This is a genomic window from Sphingomonas oryzagri, assembly GCF_029906645.1.
GTDB classification, from domain to species: Bacteria; Pseudomonadota; Alphaproteobacteria; order Sphingomonadales; family Sphingomonadaceae; genus Solisphingomonas; species Solisphingomonas oryzagri.
The window spans coordinates 1-17,055 of sequence record NZ_JARYGZ010000003.1; the positions used below are offsets into that span (position 1 = coordinate 1).

Genomic DNA, 17,055 nt, shown 5'->3' on the forward strand with positions numbered 1-17,055 from the left:
CGCCGCCAGGCTTTACGATACGTGCGCTAAACTAAAACTATCCGAACCCATTCACATCACCTGCATTGGCAGGATTAAATTGGCGCGGGGTGGAGCAGCCCGGTAGCTCGTCAGGCTCATAACCTGAAGGTCACAGGTTCAAATCCTGTCCCCGCAACCAAGTTCGACACGCAACCGCCCGACCCAAGGTCCGGGCGGTTGTCTGTTATGCGCAAGATTTGCGCGAGTCTCCGGTTCGCGAGGAGATCGCACGCCAAACCAGCTCAACGACCCGGCGCCGTGTCAATCGGCGTCCCAAAAGGATCTCTTCGAGGGCGAGTGGCGGTTGTCGCGGTTGTCGTTGCCGGTCTCAACGATGCCGCAAATGCGGTCGAGCAGCGCGGTCGTCATCTCGAGGGCGTCGGGTGAAATCGACATAGGTGACCTCGATCACATCGCGCAGCTGCCGGCCGCATCCGAAGCGGCGCCTATCCGATGTGGTACAGGGCGAAATCGACCCGCATTCAATCGGGGTTATGGCAGCACACGCAGAGCTTGTTCCCGAACGGGTCGCGGAAATAGGCCCCGTAATACTGCTCGTGATAATCCGGGCGCAGGCCCGGCCTTCCCTCGTCTGTGCCGCCGTTGCGCATGGCCAGATCGTGGCAGGCATCGACCTGTAGCCGGGACGTGGCCAGAAAAGCGATCATCTGCCCATTTCCACGCGTGGGGGCGGCCCCGTCGAAGGGGCGCGCGATGATGAACAGGGGCCGATCCGCATCAGGGCTCTTCCAGCCCGCCCATTGCTCCTCGGAAAATTTCAGGGCGAGCCCGAGCTGGTCCAGCAGGGGATCATAGAAGCGGCGGGCGGCTTGCACGTCGGGGATACCGATCGTGGTGTGTGACAGCATGGCAGGCTCCGGATGGCGAGGGGGAAGGATCAGGAACGGGCCGCTTTCCGCTTGATACGCTCGGGCCGGCCGTGGGCAATGCGCCATTGCATGAGGGCATCCGCGCCGGGGCCGGCCTCAAGGGAGATCGGTAGCGCCTCCCTGCTCGCGCCCTCGTCCTGATCGACCAGTGTCAGGCTCAGGGGATGACCGGAAACGGCGTTGACGAAGCGCATTGGGGGGGCACGCCGCTGCTCTCGGCGCCATGTGTCGCCGATCTGCACCATCGCCTGCAGCAGCAGGGCTATGTCCCGTCCCCTGGCGCTGGGAATATACTCATAGCGGTCGGGTCGCGTCTGATACAGGCGGCGCTCCACAAGCCCGGTCTGCTCGAGGGACTTCAGGCGATCCGACAGGGTCGCATTCGTGATACCGCTCGACTGGCGCAGGTCGTCGTAGCGGGTCAGGCCGAGCAGAAGGTCACGCATGATGAGCAGCCCCCAGCGATCGCCGAGCGCGCTCATGACCTCCGCAATCGAGCACTCCATCCCATCGAAGCCCTTGGACCGCATATCGCGCGCCATCCTCCAACCAATACAACTCTCATAATAAGAGTTGATATGCTCCTATCATAAGAGTTACGTGGTCCGGCATCAACGATTTTGGAGTCGAGCATGTCGGACATCTCCCGGATCTTCGTGATCGGCGGCACCGGCGCGCAGGGCCTGCCGGTCGTGAAAGGGCTGGTCAGCGATGGCCGCTATGCGGTGCTCGCCCTGACGCGCGATTCCTGCTCGCCACGCGCCAGCCAGTTGGCGGCGATGGGGAATGTGTCCTTTCTCGAGGGTACCTTCGCCGATGAGGCCATGCTGCGCGAAGGAATGCGGGCCTGCGAAGGTGTCTTCATCAACCTGGATGGCTTCAACGCCGGCGAAAAGACCGAGATGTTCTGGGCGATCCGCGCCTATGAGATCGCGCTGGAGGAAGGCGTGAGGTTCCTCGTCTACGGCAATCTCGACTACACCCTGAAAAAGGCGGGTTATCGCTCGGAATTCCGCACCGGCCACTATGACGGCAAGGGACGGATCGGGGAATGGATCCTCAACCAGAACCGATCGAACGGGCACAGGATGGGCGCCGCCCTGTTCACCAGCGGCCCATACATCGAAATGGCGTTTTCGGCCGGAACGCCGATGACGCCGCGGATGGAGAATGGCGTCCTGACATGGCGCGTGCCGCTGGGGGAGGGGCGCGTAGTCCATGTCGCGCTTGATGATTGCGCTTATTATGTCCGCTGGCTGTTCGACCATCCCGAGCGCGCCAACGGGATGGATCTGGAGGTCGCGATCGAGCATGTCGGCTACGCCGATCTGGCCGCTGCTTTCGAACGGGTGACCGGGCACCCGGCGCGCTATATCGACACCGATCTGGATACCTATTTCGCGTCGATCCCCACCATCGCGGCGCAGCCCGCCGGCTATAATGCCGATCCGGCTGACAAGAGCACGATGAGCTTTCGCGAAAATTTCACGGGCTTCTGGAACCAGTGGAAGCACGATGTCATCACCCGTGATTACGCGCTGCTGGACGAAATCCACCCCGGACGGATCCGAAGCGCGGAAAACTGGATCAGGCGCCACGAGCAACGCGCCAGGGAGGAGGGCACGGAGACGCTCTGGGAGCGGGTTCAGCCCGGAACGATCACCAACCGGCGGATTCTGAAATTGAGTGAGGATCAGCGACGCGGCGCGATCTGATCGATTGCCAAATACCCGATATGAATCAGAAAAGTCGAACGGGAGCGCCCGCCGCATGCGGAGGCAATTCGTGAAGACAGACAGCGGAGCCTGCTATCGTGGCTATGTGAAGGTCGAGGTCGAGGCAGAAGCCAGCGGGGCCGGCTCTGCCGCCGGTCATCCCGCCTTCGATGCCTTCCCTGGCCGTCACCAAACGATTTCGCCCCGCAAGAGAACGGTATTGCCGGTGTCCTTGCCGGGGAAACTTCCGACGATATTGTCGGTCGTCCAGCGGATATAGTTCAGCTTCAGATCGAACATGTCGTTGAGATACCAGTTGCCGCCGACCGTGATGGCATGTCCGTCGCCGCCGCGCGGCGCATCCTTGAAATCGTACTTGTCGTAGCGGGCGAGCAGTTCGAACGCGCCGGGGCCGCCCTGCGTTAGCGGGCGCAGAACGTTGGGACGGGTGAATACGCCGGAGCGGGAAGCGTAGGGCACCTTCTCGCCGGTGATGAACCACCCGCCATAGGCGCTCCAAGCCTTCTGATCGATATTCTCGCCCGTGCCGTGGACGCGGATCGTGCGCTGGCCGTATTCGCCGAACGCCCACAGCGAATGCCAGCCGGCGCCCAGTTCGGCGCCATAGCCGTTATCAGCCTTCACGTTGGAGATGGAGCTGGCCGAGACGCGCACCTCGTCGTTGAAGTCGGTGGCGATCGCGCTCGTCTTGTTGATCGAGGTCACCGTCTTGTTGAGATTCTCGTAATAGGCCCATCCGGCGATGTGGATGAAGGCGTCCTTGCTCAGGATCGGGTTGACGTGGGCGCGGGTGAAATAGGCGATGTTGTCGTTGTGGGTGCCGTCATTGTCGCCATTGTCCCCACCCTTCACCGCGGCGCTGACGTGCCAGCCCCTGCCGAAGATCCGCTCCTGCAGGCCGAGGCCGAAATAGCCGATCTGCGGCACCGCCACCGATGCGACCGCGTTTCGCTCCGCGAACGGGATCGACACCAATTCGGTAGACCCCTCGATCGAGCGATCGTTGAGCGAATTGCCGAGATAGGTCTTGCTGCCAAGCCCCGCGATCTTCGTCTCGTAGGTGATATAGGCCTCTTTCACCGAGACCACGTTGCCCGCGAAGTCGACGTCGAGGCTGTAGCCGAGCTTGCCGATATTGCCCTCGGCGCCCAGGCGCAGATCGCGGAACTCGGTCCCCGTGAGATTGCGCGCGTGATAGCTCGAGCCGCTGGTGGACGAGACATCCGCGACGATGCGGCCGTTCGGGTGGAAGCTGAAGAAGCCGTCGTTGCTCTCGAAGGTAGGGCCGCCCTCCTTCCAGTCGACCTTCACGCCGTGTTTCGATCGCGCGTCGAGCTGCGCGACCTTGGCCTGCAGGTCGGAAACCTCGTCGACCTTGGTGTCCTGCGCGGCGGCGGCGATCTGGGCGTCGGTCCGTGCCTGCTGCGCCTGCGCGGCGGTCTGTACCGGCGGGGCGGCAGGTGTGGCCGACGCTTGCTGCTCGCGTGCCTCGACGGCGGAGAGGCGCTGTTTCAACTCGGCGATCTCGGCCGCCTGCGCCTTCACGAGATTGGCCAGCTCGGCATTGGTGGGTGCCTTGGCGGCGAGTGCCGGCGTGGCGGTCAGCAGCGCGCACAGGCTGCTGCCCAGCGCCAGGCGCTGGAACATTCGAATCCTCATACCCCTTTTCCTTCTGTTCTGTTCGGTCGTGTCAGTCGTTGTCGGTGGGTTCGCTCGATGCCGGATCGGGTCTGTCGGCCGCCGTTGCGCCGAACAGTCCCTGCGCCTTGGCGAAGGCAGTGAAGAGGCGCGGCCAGGCGGAGACCAGCGACCCCGGATCGCCGAGGCCCCAGCCATGCCCGCCCTTCTGGAAGATGTGCATCTCGTGCGGCACGCCGGCCTTCCGCAGCGCGTCGAACATCAGCAGGCTGTTGTCGATCGGCGCGATCGGATCGTCCGCGGCCTGCGCGGTGAAGGTCGGCGGGGTGCGGCCCGAGACGTGCGTCTCCACGGACCATTCGGCCGACATTTCGGGCGACGGATGCGTGCCGATCAGCTCGCGCACCGATCGCGTCGTGTCGAAGGGCGGACGCAGCGTCAGCACCGGGTACATCAGGCCGGCGACGACAGGGCGCGCCGAATGCTGGTCGATCGCGTCGATCGGTTGATAGCGCGGGGCGTCGGGCATCACCGCGGTCATGCCGGCGAGGTGTCCGCCGGCCGAGAAGCCGATCACGCCGAGTTTGGGCGCGTCGAAGCCGAAATCGGCGGCGCGCGATCGGATCAGCCGCATCGCCCGCTGGGCGTCCGCAAACGGGGCTTCGCGCGGCCAGCCGTCGCCCGGCATGCGATAGAGCAGCTCAAACGCGGTGACGCCGATCTGCTGGAGCCAGCGGCAGGTGGGCGTGCTTTCGTTCGCCACCTGGATGCGGAAATAGCCGCCGCCGCCCATCACCAGCATCGCCGTGCCGTTGGGTCGTGCCGGACGGTAGACGCGGATGCGCGGGCGGGTGATGCCGGATACCGCGCCGATCCCCTTGCCGGTCTGGCCGGTCCGTTCGGGGCCGTGGCCGCCGCCGGGGCCGGGCGGGGTGCCGGGCCACAGATCGATCTCCTCGACCGCGCCGGGGGCTGCGGAGAGGCGGGCGGGCAGGCTCATCGCGGTGCCGGCGACGAGGGAGGCGCCGATCAGGGCGCGCCGGTTCAGGTCCATGCTTCGGCTCCGTTGGTGATGTCGGGATCGCGGCGGCGCGGCTTGGGATGCCCGTCGAGCGCGGCGGTCAGCCGCTCGTGATCGAGCGCATTCTCCCAGCGGGCGACGACGATCGTCGCCACCGCGTTGCCGACGAAGTTGGTGAGGCTGCGGCATTCGCTCATGAAGCGATCGACGCCGAGGATCAGCGCCATGCCGGCGACCGGTACGTCGGGCACGATCGAGAGCGTCGCGGCCAGTGTGATGAAGCCCGCGCCAGTGACGCCCGCCGCGCCCTTGGATGACAGCATCGCGACGCCGAGCAGCAGCAGTTGCTGGCCCAGCGTCAGGTTCACGTCGCAGGCCTGCGCGATGAACAGGGCGGCCAGCGTCATGTAGATGTTGGTGCCGTCGAGGTTGAAGCTGTAGCCGGTCGGCACGACGAGGCCGACGACCGGCTTGGCGCAGCCGGCCGCCTCCATCTTCTCGATCAGGCCAGGAAGGGCCGCTTCCGAGGAGGAGGTGCCGAGCACCAGCAGCAATTCGGAACGAAGGTAACGGATCAGCTTCAGGATCGAGAATCCGCAGCCCCAGCCGACCGCGCCGAGCACCACCAGCACGAAGATCAGCGATGTGAGGTAGAAGGTCGCGACCAGCCCCGCGAGATTGGCGAGGCTGCCGACGCCGAACTTGCCGACGGTGAAGGCCATGGCGCCGAACGCGCCGATCGGCGCCGCGCGCATCAGGATGCCGACCATACGGAAGACGATCGCCGAGAAACGCTCGAGCAGCTCGATCACCGGCCGCGCCGGCTCGCCGACCAGCGATGTGGCGATGCCGAACAGCACCGCGATCAGCAGCGTCTGCAGGATGTCGCCGTCGGTGAGGGGCGACACCAGGGTGGTCGGAATGACGTGGAGCAGGAAGCCGGTGATCGTCTGGTCGTGCGCGGCCTTCGCATAGCTTTTCACCGCGCTCTGATCGAGCTGGGCGGGCTGTATGTGCAGGCCCGCGCCCGGCTGGACGATGTGCGCCACGATCAGCCCGAGGATCAGCGCGAGCGTCGAGAAGAACAGGAAGTAGGCGAAGGCCTTGCCGACGACCCGGCCGAGTCCGCCGAGATTCCCCATGCCGGCAATACCCGTCACCAGGGTCAGGAAGATCACGGGTGCGATCACCATCTTCACCAGCGCGATGAAGGCGTCGCCGAGCGGCTTCAGTGCCGCGCCGGTCGCCGGGGCGAAATGGCCGAGCAGCGCGCCGCACAGGATCGCCGCCAGAACCTGGATATAGAGATGGCCGCTCCAGTGACGCGCCTTCTCGGGCGCGGGCGTTCCGGTGGCGGGGAAATGGGCCAAGGCGTATCCTCTATACTGCCCGATCTTCTCCGTGTGTCGGGACGGGGCCAAGCGTAACGCGCCTCGCTTTCGGCGCCAGCGACATTTCGATGGAAAAATATCGTCTCTAATCAGCTGGTTGATGATTAGAGATTGACTGGTGTGTGTGGATTTCCGCACATACATGAAGCCTGAGGTGCGATTTTTCGGACATTCGATGAACGACAATCCTGCTCGATTCGCCTTCGTGCCCGCCGATCTACGGCCGCGTATCGTCATCGCAGCGATCCTGTATCTGGCCTCCCTGATCCTGCTCGCCTGGGCGGGCGACGTGTGGGCGGATCAGCAGGCCCGCAACGAGGCCCGCCGCGCCGCGCAGATCGCCGCCGCCTCGCGCGCGTCGCTGCTGGTATCGGAACTGCAGAAATACCGCCTGCTGCCGGTCGTGCTTGCCGAACAGCCGGAGATTGTCGCGGCGCTCGGCGGTGATGCGGGTGCTCGCGATCGCGCCAGCCGCAAGCTGGAAGACATTGCCGGCGAGCTCGGTAGCTCGGTCGTCTACCTGCTCGATGCGCGAGGGCGGACGATCGCGGCGAGCAACTGGCGCCTGCCGAGCAGCTTCGTCGGGCAGGATTACAGTTTCCGCCCCTATTTCACCCGCGCGATGCGCGCCGGTTCGGCCGAGTTCTTCGGCCTCGGCACGGTCAGCCGCGAGCCGGGCCTGTTCCTGTCACGACGGGTCGCAGGCGGCCAGGGCGTCATCGTCGTCAAGTTCGTCTTCGGCGCGGTCGAGCGGGGATGGGGGCCGGCGCCCGGCACCGTCATTGTCACCGGCGCCGATGGCGTCGTGCTGCTGACCAATCGACCGGGCTGGCGCTTCGGCACCACCCACGCGCTGCCGACCGCCCAGATCGCCGAGATGCGGCGTACCCGGCAATATGGCGGTGCGCCGCTGGCTCCTCTGCCGATCAGTGCGGCCGGCGATGCGCTGGTTGATATCGGGGCTCAGCAATCCGCCGCCGCCGACACGCCGGTTCCCGTCCCCGGCTGGCGCTTGACCGTCTTCGAGCCGCTCGCGCCGGTGCGCGCCGCCTATCTGGCGACCGCGCGGCTGATCCTGATCGGCGCGGCGGTGCTGCTGCTGCTACCGCTCGGCTGGTGGCTGCGCGCCAGCAGCCGCGCCGCACTCGCGGCGAGCCTCCGGCGGGTGCTGGAAGACGAGGTCGCGGCGCGCACCGCCGAGCTGGAGGCGGCGCAGACCCGCTTCCGCGATGCGCGTGAGGCGCTCGCCCATGCCAACCGGCTCGGCTCGATCGGGCAGATCACCGCGGCGGTGGCGCACGAGATCAACCAGCCCGTCGCGACGATCCGCACGCTGGCCGAGAATGGCACCGCCTTCCTCGCGCGCGGCGATGCGGCGACGGCGGGGCAGAATCTGGAAGCGATCGCCGGCCTCACGCAGCGGATCGGCACGATCACGGCGGAACTGCGCAGCTACGCCCGGCGCGGCACCGGGACGCTGCGCCCGGTCCCGATCGATCAGGCGATCGACGGAACGCTGCTGCTGGTCGGCCACCTGATCCGCAGCGCGGGTGTGATGCTGGAGCGGGTATCCGTCCCGGCCGTTGCCGTGCTGGCCGACCCGATCCGATTTGAGCAGATCCTCGTCAACCTGCTGCACAACGCCCTCGAGGCGCTTGCCGGGCAGCCAAGGCCACGGATCGGCCTGCTCGTCGATGTGGAAGCCGATACCGTCCGCATCCTTATCGCCGACACTGGCTCGGGCATTGCGGAGGCCGCGCGCGGTGACCTGTTCGCCCCTTTCGCCACCACCAAGGAGGCGGGCCTTGGCCTTGGCCTGGGCATCGCGCGCGACATCGCCCGCGAATTCGGCGGAGAGCTGGACGTCGGCGATGCGCCGCCCGGCTGGACGACCGCCTTCCTGCTGACCCTGAGGCGCGCATGACCGAGACGATCGACACCGTCGCCTTCGTCGATGACGATGCGGATCTGCGCACCGCCAACCTGCAGACGCTGGCGCTCGCCGGGCTGCGCTCCAAGCCCTTTGCGAACGCCGAGGCGGCGCTGGCGGCGATCGACCGCGATTTCCCCGGCATCGTCGTCACCGATGTGCGGATGCCGGGAATGGACGGCCTCCAGCTTTTCCGGGCGTTGCGCGCGATGGATTCCGAACTGCCCGTCATCCTCGTCACCGGCCATGGCGAGGTGGCGATGGCGGTGGCGGCGCTGAAGGAAGGCGCCTGGGATTTCCTGACCAAACCGTTCGGCAGCGACGTACTGATCGCAAGCGTGCGGCGCGCGCTGGAGACTCGGCGCCTCGCGCTCGAGAACCGGCGGCTCCGCGCCGCGGCCGCCGAGGCGGGGGAGGAAGTGCTGATCGGCCGCAGCCCGGTGATGGAGCGTTTGCGCGAAACGATCCGCCAGCTCGCGCAGGCCGATGTCGATGTGATGATCGAGGGCGAGACGGGCACCGGCAAGGAGCTTGCCGCCATTTTGCTCCACCGCTGGGGCGCACGGCGGGGCAGGCCGTTCGTGGCGATCAACAGCGGCGCGCTGCCCGAACAGCTGGCCGAGGGCGAGCTGTTCGGGCATCAGGACGGCGCGCTTCCCGGTGGCCGCCTGTCGCGCACCGGGCGGATCGCGGCGGCGAGCGGCGGAAGCCTCTTCCTCGATGAACTCGATTCCATGCCTCTGCCGCTCCAGGTCCGGATGCTGCGCGTGCTGGAAGAGCGGGAGGTCATGCCGATCGGCGGCGACCAGCCGATCGCGATCGACATCCGGGTGATCGCCGCGATCAAGCAGAGCCCCGATCGGCTGATCGCCGACGGACGGCTGCGCGCGGATCTTCACTACCGGCTCGACGTCGTGCGGCTGCGGATGCCGCCATTGCGTGAACGGATCGAGGATATTCCCCTGCTGTTCGCGCATTTCGTGCAGGAGGAGGCCGAGCGTCAGGCCCGGCCCGCGCGGGCGATCACGGACGAGGTCGTCCGGCGCCTGCAGGATCATGACTGGCCGGGTAATGTCCGCGAGTTGCGTCATGTCGCGAGCAGTTTTGTGCTGGGCCTGGACGGAGCGCCTCCCGACGATGCGAACGACGAGGAAGTGCGCAGGCCGCTGCGCGAGCGCACCCGCGCCTTCGAGGCGGCGGCGATCCGCAACGAACTGCGCTTGAATGACGGGGACGTCCAGCGGACGCTCGAGCGGTTGGATCTTCCCCGCAAGACCTTTTACGACAAGCTCAGCCGCTACGGCATCATCCCTGCGGATTATCGCCAGCCCCGGAAGAGGTGACGCTCATCCCCGCTCGGCGGCGAAGGCGAGGCGGAGCGCATCCGACAGGCTGGATACGTCCAGCTTGGTCATCAGATTGGCCCGGTGCACCTCGACCGTGCGCGGGCTGATGTCGAGATCGTAGGCGATCGACTTGTTGGGCAGCCCCCTGGCCAGCCCGGCCAGCACGTCCTGCTCGCGGGGGGTGAGCAGGGCGATGCGCGTGCGGGCGTCCTGCGCGCGATCCTGCGCCTGTTCCTGGCCGTCGAGCCGGAGGAAGGCCGCCTTCACCGCCGCGAGCAGCGCCGCTTTCTCGAACGGCTTTTCGAGGAAATCGACGGCGCCGCCCTTCATCGCCGCCACCGCCATGCCGATGTCGCCATGGCCGGTGAGGATGATGACCGGCATGGCGATGCCGCGTTCGGCCATCGCCCGCTGCACCTCCAGCCCGTCCATCTCGGGCATCCGGACGTCGAGCAGCACGCAGCCCGGCTCGGCATGACGCGCCTCCTTCAGGAAGGCGACGCCGCTGTCCCAGGTGGTGACGGCGTGGCCGGATGTCCTGAGCAGGAAGCCCACCGATCGGCGCAGCGCCTCCTCGTCGTCGATCAGATGGACCATCCGGTGCGTCGTCATGCCGCGTCCTCGGTGTCGGGGCGGGGGAGAGTGAAGTGGAATTCGGTGCCGCCCGACGGCGGAGAAACGGCCCAGATGCGGCCGCCATGCGCCTCCACGATGGTGCGGCAGATGGACAGGCCAAGGCCCATGCCGTCGCGCTTGGTGCTGGAAAAGGCCTCGAACAGCCGATCGCGGACCTCGGCCGAAAGGCCGGGGCCGTCATCCGCCACGATCAGGTGGGCCTGCGCGCCCTCGCCCGTCGCCCGGATTTCGAGCATGCCGCCCCCAGACATCGCCTCCACGGCGTTGCGCAGCAGATTGACCAGCACCTGCTGGATCTGCACCCGATCAGCCAGCACCGGCCCGGCATCGGGATCGATGCGATGGCGCGCGACGATGCCGCGTTCGGCCGCGCCGGCGAGGCCGAGCGCGCTGGCATCCTCGATCAGCGGCTCCAGCGGCTCGACCGTCTTCTCCACCTCGCCGCGCGCCACGAAGGCGCGAAGCCGGCGCACGATGCTGCCGGCGCGGAACGCCTCGCCGGCAGCATCCTTCAGCGCATCGCGCAGGATCGCGGTGCGATCCGCCATCTCGCCATCGAGCAGGTCGATCGAGGCCTCGACATAATTGGCCACCGCCGCGATCGGCTGGTTGAGTTCGTGCGCCAGCGTCGAGGCCATGGTGCCCATCGCGCTGAGACGCGAGACATGGGACAGTTCGGCCTGCAAGGCGGCGAGGCGCGCCTCGCTTTCCTCCTTCGCGGAAAGATCGCGGATGAAGCCGGTGAACACACGCTGCCCGCCGCCGATCGCCTCGCCCACCGCCAATTCCAGCGGGAAGATCGATCCGTCCTGCCGCAGCCCGAAGACGCGGCGCGTGGTGCCGATGATCCGCCGTTCGCCGGTATCGAGATAGCGCGCGAGATAATCGTCATGCGCGTCGCGATCAGGCTGGGGCATGAGCAGGCTGATGTTCCGGCCCAGCACGTCTGCCTCGGCATAGCCGAAGAGGCGTTCGGCGGCCGCGCTGAACGAGGAGATGATCCCCCGGTCGTCGATCACCACCATCGCATCGGGCACGGTCGCGAGGATCGAGCGAAGCTGCATCTCGCGCGCCTCGATCGCGGCTTCGGATGCACGCTGCCCGGTCACGTCGTGGACGACCTTGCCGAAGCCGACATGGCGCCCGCGCGCATCGCTGAGCGCGGTGATGGTGACGCTGGCGAGGAAGCGGCTGCCGTCCTTGCGCAGCCGCCAGCTTTCCTCCTCCAACCGGCCATGCGCCGTCGCGAAGGCGAGATCGCGCGCGGGCTTGCCGCTGTCCGCATCCTCGGGGGTATAGAAGATCGCGGTGTGGCGGCCGAGCACCTCCGCCTCCGCCCATCCCTTGATCCGTTCGGCGCCGCGATTCCAGATCGTCACATGCCCGCCGGTGTCGAGCATATAGATGGCGTAGTTGGTGGCGCCGTCGATCAACAGCGACAATTCGCTCGACATCTGCGCACGGCCGCACGCGGTGCGCGCCCGGCGCCCGAACAGCCAGCCGAACGCCGCAGCTGTGGTCAGCAGGGGAATAATGGCGAACTGCCAGGGTACGGCCATCGTCCTCGGTTCGGTGTCTCTTGCCTGTGTCGCGGCCATCATCGTGCCGGACGCTAAAGGCCGCAAGCGCGCGATCCCATACGGGAAAGCCCCAATAGCGCGGTGCTGGCGCGCGCGCGAGACGTGGGGCATCCCGAAAGGAGATCGGCATGATCCAGACACCACCCGAAGCGCAGGTCACAGGTGCCGCAGACCATTCCGTCGCGTTGCCCACGCGCTGCGGAATGACGCTCCACGTCCGGCCCGTCGTCGCGGAGGACGAGCCGGTCATGGCGGCCCTGTTTGCCGCCCTGTCGCCCGAAGACCTGCGCTACCGCTTCCTCAGCGCGATCCGGCAGGTGGACCCGGCGCGCATCCACGCGATGACGCGGGTCGATCACGATCGCACGGAGAGTTTTCTCGCATATGCGGAGGGCGAAGCGGTTGCGACGGCGATGCTGGCTATCGACGAGGATGGCGTCCAGGGCGAGGTCGCGGTGGTCGTACGCAGCGATCTCAAGGGGCATGGCATCGGCTGGGCGATGCTCGATCATCTGCTCCGCCATGCGCGCGCGCGCGGCCTCAAGGCGGTGCGCTCGATCGAGGCGGGCGACAATGTCGGGACGATCGCGCTGGAGCGCGAGATGGGCTTCTCGGTCCGTCAGGACGAGTGCGCGCATGAGATGATCGCCACGCGCCCGCTGGCCGGCGCATGACGCGCCCCGCCGCCATCGCGATACGGGGCGGTTCGCGTCAATGCGCCATGAACAGCGGTATGGGGCAGGTCCGCAGCATATCGCGGGACACGCCGCCGAGAAGCGCCTCGGTGATGCGGAAGCGCGAATAGGCGCCCATCACCACATAATCGAACCGCCCCGTCCTCAGCGCGTCGCGCAGCATCGCGGCGACCGGCGCCTGGTGCCCGCGCTCACGCCGGATCACCGGCTTCACGCCGTGACGGGACAGATAGGCGGCGGCGTCCTCGGCGGGGGCTTTCACCGTGCCGTCGTCGATCTCCAATATCATCGTCCGGCTGGCGAGGCCGAGCAGCGGGGTCGCCGCCCGTAACGCCGCGGCCGCCTGATCCGATCCGTTCCACGCCACCAATGCCCGGCCGTCGGCGTGAAAGCCGCCATGCCCTTCCGGAACGACGAGTACGGGGGCGCGGCACCGGGTAAGGATGTCGGCGGCGAGTTCGCGCTGGGCATGGCCGGGGAAACAGCGGATCTTCGGGCTGGCGACGATGACGTCGGCCATGCCGGCGGCGGCGACCAGGCTTTCCGCCACGTCGCCCATCGCCTCCTGCCAGTCCCAGGCGACATCCTCGACGGGGAGCCGGTCGCGCAGTCGCCCGGCGTTGGGCGCCTCCTGGGCCTGAGCGGCCTCGCTAAGGATCGCATAGGCGTCGCCGCTCATCGCATCGGCGGCGAGAGTGGGCGCCTCCACGACGGCGAGGCAGGTGAGGTGCCCGCCCAGCGTCCGGGTGAGGTCCAGCGCGGCCTGCAAGCGGGCTTCCTGGCCCGCATCGTCATGCACCGGCAGCAGCACGTTCTTCATCGTGAGCCTCCATCCTCTTCGTGGTCTACGCAGGCTAGGGCGGTTAGACGCGTTCCGGCATCCGCAAAGCTACGCAGTCAGGCGGCGAGCAACGTCGCCGCGCACAAGGCCAGCGGTGCCGTGCGGTGGCTGACCAGCAGCAGGCCCTGCCGCATACGCCCCAGCCGTGCGTCGAGCCGCCGGACGAGTTGCGCTTCCGTCGTGGCATCGAGCCCCTCGGTCGGTTCGTCGAGCAGCAGGATCGGCGCTGGAGACAGCAGCGCGCGGGCGAGCGCCAGCCGCCGCCGCTCGCCGCCCGACAAGCGGATGCCGTCCTCGCCGATCCACAGGTCCAACCCGCCGAGTTGCCGGACACGGTCGTCGAGCGCGGCGTCGTGCAGCGCCGACCAGAGCGCCTCATCACCGGCACCGGGCGCCGCGAGACGGAGATTGTCGCGCACCGTGCCGGTGAGCAGCATCGCATCCTGCGGGCACCAGGCGAACAGGGCGCGTCGCTCGGGAACGGACAGGGCGGCGAGATCGCGTCCGTCGAGCGCCGCGACGCCCGGTGACAGCGGACGCTGGCCGATCAGCATCTCGACCAGCGTCGTCTTGCCGCAACCGGAGGGACCGGTGAGCGCGATACGGCCCGCGCTCGCGAGCCGGAGCGGCCCGGCGGTGGACTGATGAGACGGCAGACGAACCGACGCGGGGGTCAGCATCGCATCGAGGCGGGCCTCGGCGGCGCGGACGGAGGCGCGTGCGGCGATATCGCGGACGAAAGGCGCTGCACCGTCGATCGTCATGGCCGCCGCCAATGCGGTCAGCGCAGCGATCGCGGCACCGGACGGGATCGCCAAGAAAAGCGCTCCGGTCGCGGCAAGGGCGAGCGTCGCACCCAGAACCGCTTCGTACAGGCCCGCGCGCGCGGTGAGCCGGCGTTGCGCCTCCCCGAAGTCGCGGCTGCGGTCGGCCATGCGCCGGGCGGCCCATTCCTCCAGCCCGTAGCAGCGCAATTCCGCGCGGGCGCCGGCGAGTTCGGCGAATTGCTGCTTGAGCAGGCCGGCTTCGTGCTGGCTCGTTCGTGCCGGACGCTCCGATCCCGCCGCGATGGCCCGACAGACACCGATGGCAAGGGCCAGGCACGCCATCGTCGAGCCGAGCGCCATAACCCCACCCAGGCAGATGAGCGCTGCCCCGCTCAGGGCGGACGCGGCCAGTCCCCAGCCGGTCGACCGGCGCACCAGCCCGGCCTCGATCGCGGCGACATCCTGCACCAGCCGGCTCGACGCTTCGCCCGTACCGAGCGCGAGGGCGGCCGGGCTGCGCGCGCTGCCCAGGAACAGACGGCCACGTACCCGCGCCATCGTGCGCAACGCTGCCGCATGGCCGGTCAGGCGCTCGCCATAGCGCGAGCCAGTGCGCAGGATGGCGAGCAGGCGGATTCCGGCGCTCGGCAGCAGATAGTTGAAGCCCTGCGCCGCGATCGGCCCGGCGAGGCCCGCGAGCGCCGCCCCGGTGATGAACCAGCCGGACAGGCCCAGCAGCAGGCTCGATGCGGCCCCGACCAGCGCGGCAAGGGCGGCCGCCTGCCTGAAACGCCGCCGCTCCGGCCGCGCCTCGGCGGCGATCAGATCGCGGAGCGTCATGCAGGTTGCTCCAGTCGGACGACGCGATCGGCGATGGCCGCCAGCCGGGCGCTGTGCGTGGCGATGAGAGTGGTGCGGCCGCGCGCCTGCCGCATGATCGTCTCGATCAGCGCGCTCTCGGACGCTTCGTCGAGATGGGCGGTCGGCTCGTCCAGAAGCAGGAGCGGTGCGTCGTGGAGCAGCGCGCGGGCGAGGCCGATGCGTCGCCGCTCGCCGCCGGACAGCCCGCTGCCCCTGGCGTCGAGCACCGTATCGAGGCCGCGTCTGTCCAGCACGCGGGCGAGGCCGGCGGCGAATGCGGCGGCGAGGATGTCGGCCTCGTCGGCGTCCGGCCGGGCGAGCGTGATATTCTCGCGCAGCGAATCGGGGAGGATCAGCGGGGACTGGCTCGCCCAGCCCGCATCCGGCCGGCCGGATGCAGCGAGCGCGCATCCGTCGATCGTGACAGTGCCGCTGGATAATGGCGCGAGGCCGAGCAGCAGGTGGAGCAGGCTGCTTTTGCCGGCCCCGGACGCCCCCATGATCGCCACCGTCTCTCCCGGCATGACAGCGAGGGAGAAGCCGTGAACGGCGTCGCGATCCGTGTCGGGGTAGCGGATGGTCACGTCGTCGAAGCGGATCGCGGGAGGCTGCCCGGTTTTCGAGGCCGGGGCGGCAAGCGGCTCGGCGGAGGCCTCCAGAGCCTGCAGCCGCTCGGCGGCCGCCTCCGCCATCTGCTTGTCGTGATAGGCGGCGGCCAGTCGGCGCATCGGCGCATAGAATTCGGGCGCCAGCGCCAGCACGAAGAAGGCGCGTGCGAGATCGAGATGCTCGGGCACCCGGAATGGCAGCAGGCCCAGCAGGTCGAACCCCGCATAGACCGCCACTAGCGCCACCGAAAGCGCGGCGAAGAATTCGAGCGCGCCGGAGGAGAGGAAGGCGATCGCCAGCACCCGGAGCGTCCGGTCCGCGACTTCGCCGGCCGCGTCCCCGATGCGCGCCGCTTCCGTATTCTCGGCGCGGAAGGCGAGGACGATCGGCAGAGCGCGTATCCGGTCGGCGAACAGGCCGGAAAGGCCGGCCATGGTGGCGAATTGCCGGCGCGTCTCGTCGGCCGCCGCACCGCCCGCGAGGGTCATGGCAGCGATGAAGGGGATGAGCGTGAAGGCCATGATCGCGGCCGATACCGGGCTGGCGCACCCGGCCGCGATCAGCACCAGCAGCGGGCCGATCGTCGCTGCGTGGCGGGCGGGCAGGAAGCGCGCGACATGGCCGTCGATCGCCTCCACCTCGTCGATCGCGGCGGCGGTGAGCGTGCCGGTATCGCCTTGCCCGATCGGCTGGTGCAGCGCGGCCCCGGCGATGCGACGACGCAGCGCGGCCTTCGCGTCGCGGGCATCGCGCGCGCCCACCCGCGCGGACAGCACCGCGCAGCCCCCCCGCGCGAGGCCGGAGGCGAGCATCAGCGCCAGCCAGACAGATGGGCTGGCGGAGCCTTTGGCGATCGCGGCGACACCGCCGGCAAGTCCGCCCGCGAACCCGATCGCGGCCACGGTGTCGAGCAGGAGCAGGGCCGTCGCGGGCCACCTCCGCCCCGCGACGCCGGAGAGGTAGCGCCGGGTTTCGGACGGGGCGAGGGCGGTCGCGGTCATGTCCCCCCATCGCATGGACGGGCGGCGCACGCTTTGACGGCCGTCAAGGCGGGGGCCGCATCGCCCGATTACGCGTCGCATTGAAGGAGACG

At 68.3% G+C, this 17,055-nt stretch carries 15 protein-coding genes and 1 tRNA gene; 5 read left to right on the forward strand and 11 right to left on the reverse strand.

Annotation, left to right across the window (positions count from 1 at the left end):
• Positions 1-83: 83 nt before the first annotated feature.
• Positions 84-160 (forward strand) — tRNA-Met (locus tag QGN17_RS16895).
• Between the two features lie 122 nt (positions 161-282).
• Here the strand turns inward: QGN17_RS16895 and QGN17_RS16900 are convergent.
• The 3 genes from QGN17_RS16900 to QGN17_RS16910 form a co-directional block, all read right to left on the reverse strand.
• Positions 283-417 carry a hypothetical protein gene (locus QGN17_RS16900; RefSeq protein WP_281045779.1) on the reverse strand — a complete coding sequence of 45 codons (135 nt, stop codon included), beginning with the start codon at positions 415-417 and terminating at the stop codon, positions 283-285.
• A gap of 86 nt (positions 418-503) precedes the next feature.
• Complete coding sequence (locus tag QGN17_RS16905) at positions 504-890, reverse strand: VOC family protein (RefSeq protein ID WP_281045780.1); 387 nt, start codon at positions 888-890, stop codon at positions 504-506.
• Between the two features lie 29 nt (positions 891-919).
• Positions 920-1,453 (reverse strand): winged helix-turn-helix transcriptional regulator, encoded by a 534-nt coding sequence (locus QGN17_RS16910; RefSeq protein ID WP_281045781.1) that lies wholly within the window; start codon positions 1,451-1,453, stop codon positions 920-922.
• A gap of 90 nt (positions 1,454-1,543) precedes the next feature.
• Here QGN17_RS16910 and QGN17_RS16915 point away from each other — a divergent pair, with 90 nt between their 5' ends.
• Positions 1,544-2,626, forward strand: coding sequence for an NmrA family NAD(P)-binding protein (locus QGN17_RS16915; protein ID WP_281045782.1), 1,083 nt, complete (start codon positions 1,544-1,546; stop codon positions 2,624-2,626).
• Between the two features lie 186 nt (positions 2,627-2,812).
• Here QGN17_RS16915 and QGN17_RS16920 read toward each other — a convergent pair whose 3' ends face one another.
• From QGN17_RS16920 to QGN17_RS16930, 3 genes are read right to left on the reverse strand one after another with little or no spacing between them, the layout of a single operon-like run.
• Positions 2,813-4,306, reverse strand: a complete 1,494-nt coding sequence (locus QGN17_RS16920; protein WP_281045783.1) for an OprO/OprP family phosphate-selective porin — start codon at positions 4,304-4,306, stop codon at positions 2,813-2,815.
• Positions 4,307-4,337: 31 nt separating this feature from the next.
• Positions 4,338-5,339: an alpha/beta hydrolase gene (locus QGN17_RS16925; protein ID WP_281045784.1), complete on the reverse strand. Its 1,002-nt coding sequence runs from the start codon at positions 5,337-5,339 to the stop codon at positions 4,338-4,340.
• Positions 5,330-6,676, reverse strand: a complete 1,347-nt coding sequence (locus QGN17_RS16930; protein ID WP_281045785.1) for a dicarboxylate/amino acid:cation symporter — start codon at positions 6,674-6,676, stop codon at positions 5,330-5,332. The genes QGN17_RS16925 and QGN17_RS16930 overlap by 10 nt, the downstream gene beginning before the upstream one ends.
• Before the next feature lie 196 nt (positions 6,677-6,872).
• Between QGN17_RS16930 and QGN17_RS16935 the strand changes: the two genes are divergently transcribed.
• Together QGN17_RS16935 and QGN17_RS16940 are read left to right on the forward strand one after the other, a co-directional pair.
• Positions 6,873-8,621, forward strand: a complete 1,749-nt coding sequence (locus QGN17_RS16935) for an ATP-binding protein (protein ID WP_281045786.1) — start codon at positions 6,873-6,875, stop codon at positions 8,619-8,621.
• Positions 8,618-9,970 carry a sigma-54-dependent transcriptional regulator gene (locus QGN17_RS16940; protein ID WP_281045787.1) on the forward strand — a complete coding sequence of 451 codons (1,353 nt, stop codon included), beginning with the start codon at positions 8,618-8,620 and terminating at the stop codon, positions 9,968-9,970. The genes QGN17_RS16935 and QGN17_RS16940 overlap by 4 nt, the downstream gene beginning before the upstream one ends.
• A gap of 3 nt (positions 9,971-9,973) precedes the next feature.
• On the opposite strand, the gene fixJ is transcribed toward QGN17_RS16940, so the two are convergent.
• On the reverse strand, positions 9,974-10,585 hold the full coding sequence (fixJ, locus tag QGN17_RS16945; protein WP_281045788.1) for a response regulator FixJ: 612 nt from the start codon (positions 10,583-10,585) through the stop codon (positions 9,974-9,976).
• The gene (locus QGN17_RS16950) at positions 10,582-12,168 is read right to left on the reverse strand and encodes a PAS domain-containing sensor histidine kinase (RefSeq protein ID WP_281045789.1); all 1,587 of its coding nucleotides are present in this window, start codon (positions 12,166-12,168) and stop codon (positions 10,582-10,584) included. The genes fixJ and QGN17_RS16950 overlap by 4 nt, the downstream gene beginning before the upstream one ends.
• A 149-nt stretch (positions 12,169-12,317) precedes the next feature.
• Between QGN17_RS16950 and QGN17_RS16955 the strand changes: the two genes are divergently transcribed.
• Positions 12,318-12,863: a GNAT family N-acetyltransferase gene (locus tag QGN17_RS16955; protein WP_281045790.1), complete on the forward strand. Its 546-nt coding sequence runs from the start codon at positions 12,318-12,320 to the stop codon at positions 12,861-12,863.
• Between the two features lie 37 nt (positions 12,864-12,900).
• Here QGN17_RS16955 and QGN17_RS16960 read toward each other — a convergent pair whose 3' ends face one another.
• From QGN17_RS16960 to cydD, 3 genes are all read right to left on the reverse strand, one after another.
• Positions 12,901-13,704: a universal stress protein gene (locus tag QGN17_RS16960; protein WP_281045791.1), complete on the reverse strand. Its 804-nt coding sequence runs from the start codon at positions 13,702-13,704 to the stop codon at positions 12,901-12,903.
• Between the two features lie 77 nt (positions 13,705-13,781).
• The gene (locus QGN17_RS16965) at positions 13,782-15,332 is read right to left on the reverse strand and encodes an ATP-binding cassette domain-containing protein (protein ID WP_281045792.1); all 1,551 of its coding nucleotides are present in this window, start codon (positions 15,330-15,332) and stop codon (positions 13,782-13,784) included.
• Positions 15,329-16,963 carry a thiol reductant ABC exporter subunit CydD gene (gene cydD, locus QGN17_RS16970; protein WP_281045793.1) on the reverse strand — a complete coding sequence of 545 codons (1,635 nt, stop codon included), beginning with the start codon at positions 16,961-16,963 and terminating at the stop codon, positions 15,329-15,331. Before cydD ends, QGN17_RS16965 begins: the two co-directional genes overlap by 4 nt.
• Positions 16,964-17,055: the final 92 nt, after the last annotated feature.